The organism is Mesonia profundi (genome assembly GCF_031085155.1).
Classification (GTDB): domain Bacteria; phylum Bacteroidota; class Bacteroidia; order Flavobacteriales; family Flavobacteriaceae; genus Mesonia; species Mesonia profundi.
Map to the genome: position 1 here is coordinate 1 of NZ_JAVHUL010000063.1, position 5,903 is coordinate 5,903.

A 5,903-nucleotide genomic window follows, 5' to 3' on the forward strand; every position below is an offset into this window, starting at 1 on the left:
AAATGGAACTAAAATTAAAAGGATTTTTTAACAAAGCGGCCTAATAAAATTAGTCACAAAATTACTAGGAAGTCCAGGCAGGCCAGCCCATAAGTGTTCGGGCAGGCCCGCCCATAAGTGTTCGGGCAGGCTCGCCCATAAGTGTTCGGGCAGGCCCGCCCATAAGTGTTCGGGCAGGCTCAGTGCAAGGCTTCAATTTTTTTTATCAACCTCTGTATAAGATGCTATTTTCTGAATGTTTGGGTCACTTTCCGATACCTTAAAATCATTGACGTCAATAGGTTGGTATTCGGGCACCAATTGCTTTAATTGTTTTAAGGATTCATTTATATTGTTCTGTTTTACGAACTCAAGAAGTTTCGTTAACTGGAAGTCTTGCGAAGAATCATAGGTATGTGTGGCCTGTGCAATCATGATTTTCTCATGATGTGTAGGTAGCGTAGTCTCCTTGTCGGCTAACAGCTCTTCAAATAGCTTCTCTCCTGGTCTTAATCCTGAAAACTCAATAGCAATATCTTTATTAGGAATAAGTCCGGTGAGTCTTATCATATGGTGCGCTAAGTTGACAATTTTGATAGGAGAGCCCATATCAAAAACATAAATTTCTCCTCCATTTCCCATTCCACCTGCTTCTAAAACCAACTGACAAGCCTCGTCTATGGTCATAAAATAACGTGTGATTTCAGGATGGGTTACCGTCACAGGCCCGCCTTCTTGAATTTGTTTTTTAAAGTGTGGAATTACAGATCCATTAGACCCCAATACATTCCCGAAGCGGGTGGTAATAAATGTGGTTTGATTGTCTTGTTTAGCCAAGGATTGAATAAATATTTCGGCAGCTCTTTTTGTGGCTCCCATAATATTCGTGGGATTTACTGCTTTGTCGGTACTCACAAAAACAAAACGTTCAATTTTATATTCGGTAGAGAGCTCTGCCAAATTGCGAGTTCCGCGAAAGTTAACACTTAGGGATTCTATGGGGTTGGCTTCCATCATCGGAACGTGCTTGTAAGCTGCCCCATGAAAAACAATCTGGGGTTGGTAGGTAGTAAAAACCTCTCGGAGTCTTTTTTTGTTTCTTACGTTAGCGATTAGTTTTTCGTAATTCAATTGAGGATAATCCTTGTCTAGGCACAAAGCGATATCGTGTAGCGGAGTCTCAGCTTGGTCTAAAAGAATAATCTTTTTTGGAGCGAAAGGAACTAATTGTTTTACAATCTCGCTTCCAATAGAGCCGGCTGCCCCAGTAACCAAAATAGTTTTATCCTTGTAGAGAGAGGATAGTTTTAAATTGTTAAGTTTAATAGGGGAGCGCTGTAAAAGATCTTCAATTTTAATCTCCTTTAAAGAGCTAAAAGAGGTAGTACTGTCGTAATTCTCAATTTTAGGAAGCTTATATATTTTTAATTTGAGATCTAACAATTCTGCTAAAACAGAATTATTATTATCTTTTATTTGCTGAAGCTTTTCATCACTAACAATGATAGACTTTGCTATCGAGTTAGACTCTTTAAGCTGAGCAATGGTATAGATAGGAAGGTTGTGAATGCGAGTAAGCATTTTTTGATCATCCAGGTTCACAAAGCCTACCACATTAAAAGAATCGGAATGCTCTGAAATAAGTCCTTCCCAAATGAGAATATCCGCCCTGCTGGTTATTAAAGCGTAGACACTAGGTATGCTTATAGTAGAATTAATAATTTGGTAGGTTCTTTTCACCAGTACCCGAAAGAAAAAGAGTAGGAAAAAAGAGATAAATCCATAAATGACCACCCCAGCATCTAAAATGAGTTTCTCGCTACGAGTTAAGTAATAAATTTGGTTTAAAATAAGAACACTAACCACACACAGCGCGGTAACTTTTAATTACGTAATCACATCTTTAAAACTAGAATAGCGAACGAGACCAAAATAAGACTTGATAAGCATGTAATACAGGGCTTGTATTCCTACAATGACAAAAAGCTGCCAGCTAAAGGTAAGAATGTGGTCGTTATTTCCCGTGGTAGAATTCACTAGAAAGAAAGCCGCTTGTGCTGCTATAAAAGCAATACAAACATCAATAAGAAAGATGAACCTTCGCGGGACATAGTTTTTTACTAAAGGCCTAAGGGTTTTAAAGAAATCTATTTTGAGATATTTTATTATAGGCATTTAATTAGAGTTTTAATATCGAAAAATAGTGCGTGTAAATATAGGCTGTCTATAAAATTAGACTTTTTTTTAACAAGACCAAGCGATCTTAGCGTATACTTGAATGATTTATTTTGCTGAAATGAGGAAATCTAGCCAACAAAATTGACAGAATACTTGTATAAATAAAAAGTTGATTATATTTGCGGCTATGAAAAAATTACTACTACTATTTATTTTTAGTGGACTTCTGTTGAGTTGTGCTACAAAAGAGGAGGTCTTATACTTCCAAGATATTGAAGATACTTCCCTAGTGAAAGTAGATCAAATCTTTAAACATCCTAGAATAAGTGTAAATGATATTTTAAAAATAGACATCACGGCCTTAAGTCCAAAAGCGGTGTTACCTTACCAGTTTGATAAGAATATGGTTCAAACCCAACAAAGGCAAGGCGATATTTTAAAGCTAGAAGGCTATTTGGTAGACCAGAAAGGAGATATCAACTATCCAGGGCTGGGAGCTGTTAAGGTGGAGGGTTTTACCACCCAAGAATTACAAAAAGAACTAGAAACAAGGCTTTCACAATTTGTGAAAGATCCTACGGTAAGAGTGCGCTTGGTGAATTTTAAAATTTCGATTATTGGAGAGGTGAAAGCGCCGGGGACGTATACCGTAGCAGAGGAAACGCTAAGTTTACCGCAGGCTTTAGGATTGGCAGGAGACCTTACCATAAAAGGAAATAGAGATGATGTTTTATTGATTAGGCAATCCAAAGAAGGAAGAGAATACGTACGAATAGATTTAACTTCTAGCGAATGGATGAATAGTGAATATTACTTTTTAAAACAAAATGATATCGTCTACGTGCAACCCAATAATGCCCAAGTGAAATCGGCAGGGATTATAGGGAATTTAGGAACCTTATTATCGGTGTTTTCTGTTTTGTTAAGTACCGCAATTTTGATATTTAGATAGAGATGACAGAGCAACAGCAGTGGGAAAAGGAAGAATTAGATAATGGGGAAGATTTAAAAAATCTACTCTACAAGTATTTTCAATACTGGCCTTGGTTTGTCCTAGGGGTAATACTTTCGGTAGTAAGTGCATTCATATACTTAAGGTACAGTACCAAGGTGTATAGCACGCAAGCCAAAATTAAAGTCTTAGACGAGTCTACAGATGGCGGATTAGATTTATCGGGCTTAAGTGGCGCCACGAGTATGTTTAATCTGAGTAAGGTCAACTTAGAGAACGAGATCCAAATTGTGAAGTCTCGTAGAATGTTCGAAAAAGTAGTGAAGGTCTTAGACCTAAATACGGTCTACTTGAGTAACGCGACTTTTAAATCTTCGCTTTATTATAACCAAGAAATGCCAGTTAAAATTAACTGGATAGCCGTTGACTCTACCTCACAAAAACCTGAATCACTAATTGAATTTAAAACTACAGGTGAAAATAGCTTTAGCTTACAAGAAGAAATTTTAGGAAGTCTAGAAGCTAAATACGGAGATACCTTAGCCTATGGGGACTATCGCCTAAGCATAGAAAAGAATCCCTTATACGTTGCCCCCAAAGAGCCTACAGGAGATACTAATTTTCTTTTTAAGTATGTAAGTACCGCCAATGCCATCATAAATTTATCTGAGAGCATTACGGTAGAGCCCGTGGGAGATAAAAGTCACGTGCTGACCACTTCCATGCAAGGCTCCAACATCAAGCGCAACGAAGCCATCTTAAATGAATTGATCAAGCAGTTTAATCAAGATGGTATCGAAGACAAACGCCTTGTTTCTAAGAGAACTCAAGAATTTGTGGAAGATAGGCTAGTGTTTTTGGTGCAGGATTTGGATACGGTAGAAAGAGAAATGGTCACGTATAAGAATGAGAAAGACCTAATTGATGTAGAAGCCAATGCTACGCAGCTGTTTGGAAAAGAAGCGGAAGCGGAAAAGAAACGTTTTGAGATGCAAACGCAATTGGCAGTCACCCAAGACTTCCAGAGCGTTTTGAAAACCCAAGACGATTTAGAGTTGCTCCCAGCAAATATTGGGATTAAAGATGCTTCTGTGAATCAGTTAACAGGAGAGTACAACCAGTTAATTTTAGAAAGAGACCGCTTACTGGTTTCCGCTACCCCCGAAAACCCAGCGGTATTGGGCTTAAACCAAGAGCTAAGCCGTATACAAAAAAATATTAATGCCAGTGTAAAAGCTTATTTGCAAAGCCTCCAGATCACCTTAAGCAGCTTAGAGCAACAAGAAAGCTTTTCTAGCGGTAAATTAGGTGGACTTCCACAAATAGAGAAAGAAGTACGATCTATTACAAGGCAACGAGAGATTAAAGAGCGCTTATACTTATTTCTATTACAAAAAAGAGAAGAAGCAGCCTTGAGTTATGCGATTACAGCCCCTACCATAAAAGTAGTAGATTTTGCCTATACTTCTCCTTTTCCGGTTTCTCCTAAAAAGAAAATCGTAGTATTGGCGGCATTGCTGATTGGATTATTAATTCCTTTTGGGATTTTGTATGTTTTATTCTTATTGGATACTAAGGTGAATTCAAAATCTGAGATTCAAAAGAAAATTCCTAGTCTTTCTGTAGTGGGAGAAATTCCACAATTACCAAAAGGATCAAAATCGGTCATAGAGGCAAACGATAGAAGTGTCTTGGCAGAAGCCTTTAGAATCTTACGTACCAATCTTAATTATTTTAAATCGCCTAAGCATTTAGAAAGGAAGGCTCAAGTGGTTTTTGTAACCTCCACTACCAAAGGGGAAGGAAAAACTTTTGTAGCGATGAACCTGGCTAATACCTTGGCTTCTGCAAAAAAGAAAACCTTATTGGTAGGATCCGATTTAAGAAATCCTCAAGTGCATACTTATATCAATATGGATAAAAACCACAAGGGAGTTTCTTCTTTTTTATATAATCCTTCAGTAAACTTTGAAGAGCTATTGATAAAGAATAAATTTGGTTTTGATAATTTGGATGTGATTCTTTCAGGTTCTATACCTCCTAACCCGGCCGAGTTATTATTAAACCAAAGATTTGAAGAGTTCTTAGAAGAAGCAAAAAGTAAGTATGACTATGTGATTGTAGATACTGCTCCAACCATTTTAGTAACCGATACCTTATTGATTTCTCAATATGCTGATGCTACCATGTATATGGTAAGAGCAGGTTATACCGATGTAAAACTATTGAAACATATTGAAGAGCTTCAAAAGCAAAACAAGCTTAAGAATATGGGAATAGTACTTAACGGAGTAAAAGAAAATGGAGCTTACGGTTATAATTATGGGTATGGGTATGGATATTCAGAAGATGTAAAGAGAGTTCCATTGTGGAAGTTTTGGGCGAGATAGATTGTCTAGCTATTAGTAAAGAACCATTGACTCCTGCTCGCTATGCTGCTATTTCGATAAAAGGAAGAATCTTATATGGAATTTTTTAAAATTTAAGAACAGCTAGAATCACGATTTTTAGACTTAAAAAAAATCAAATTCAATTGTCATCCTGAAAAAACGGCTCAGCACAAAAAGTTGTGAAGTAATTAAAATGAGATCCTGAATAAAACCCTCTCGCTCGTACCGGTCGGGCAAGCCCGTCCATAAGTTTTCGGGCAGGCCCGCCCATAGATGTTCGGGCAGGCCCGCCCAGATGAGACGTTCGGGCAGGCCCGCCCATAGATGTTCGGGCAGGCCCGCCCATAGATGTTCGGGCAGGCCCGCCCAGATGAGACGTTCGGGCAGGCCCGCCCATAGATGTT

General features: G+C 38.0%; 5 protein-coding genes. 2 read left to right on the forward strand and 3 right to left on the reverse strand.

Going from position 1 to position 5,903, the window contains the following annotated elements; translation table 11 throughout:
• Positions 1-192: 192 nt before the first annotated feature.
• Positions 193-1,845 carry a UDP-N-acetylglucosamine 4,6-dehydratase family protein gene (locus RBU60_RS13870; protein WP_308865663.1) on the reverse strand — a complete coding sequence of 551 codons (1,653 nt, stop codon included), beginning with the start codon at positions 1,843-1,845 and terminating at the stop codon, positions 193-195.
• 21 nt (positions 1,846-1,866) lie between these two features.
• Positions 1,867-2,154, reverse strand: a complete 288-nt coding sequence (locus tag RBU60_RS13875; RefSeq protein ID WP_308865664.1) for a hypothetical protein — start codon at positions 2,152-2,154, stop codon at positions 1,867-1,869.
• Between the two features lie 190 nt (positions 2,155-2,344).
• Between RBU60_RS13875 and RBU60_RS13880 the strand changes: the two genes are divergently transcribed.
• Both RBU60_RS13880 and RBU60_RS13885 read left to right on the forward strand, forming a co-directional pair.
• On the forward strand, positions 2,345-3,109 hold the full coding sequence (locus RBU60_RS13880) for a polysaccharide biosynthesis/export family protein (protein ID WP_308865665.1): 765 nt from the start codon (positions 2,345-2,347) through the stop codon (positions 3,107-3,109).
• Between the two features lie 2 nt (positions 3,110-3,111).
• Positions 3,112-5,499 (forward strand): GumC family protein, encoded by a 2,388-nt coding sequence (locus RBU60_RS13885; protein WP_308865666.1) that lies wholly within the window; start codon positions 3,112-3,114, stop codon positions 5,497-5,499.
• Between the two features lie 123 nt (positions 5,500-5,622).
• On the opposite strand, the gene RBU60_RS13890 is transcribed toward RBU60_RS13885, so the two are convergent.
• The coding region (locus RBU60_RS13890) for a hypothetical protein (protein ID WP_308865667.1) at positions 5,623-5,903 on the reverse strand (281 nt) is incomplete at its 5' end.